At 75.0% G+C, this 204-nt stretch carries 1 pseudogene; it reads right to left on the bottom strand.

Features of this window, described 5'->3' with window-relative positions:
• Positions 1-204 (bottom strand): annotated as a pseudogene (locus DSD19_RS21145) (glycoside hydrolase); the annotation flags it as partial.

A 204-nucleotide genomic window follows, 5' to 3' on the forward strand; every position in this document is an offset into this window, starting at 1 on the left:
GCCGCCCAGCGTCAGCTGTTCGACATGATCGCCAAGCGTCCAGCTGACGCTGGCACAGACCCGGTCCCAGCCCTCGCCCGGCCGCTCGAACGTCCGGTCGCCGGGGGTGTCGACCGCATAGATGTCATCGCCCGCCCCGCCCTCCAGCAGGTCGGCCCCGGCCCCGCCCCACAGCCGGTCGTGGCCCGCGCCGCCCAGCAGCCA

It is taken from the genome of Rhodovulum sp. BSW8 (genome assembly GCF_003314725.1).
Lineage (GTDB): Bacteria > Pseudomonadota > Alphaproteobacteria > Rhodobacterales > Rhodobacteraceae > Rhodovulum > Rhodovulum visakhapatnamense.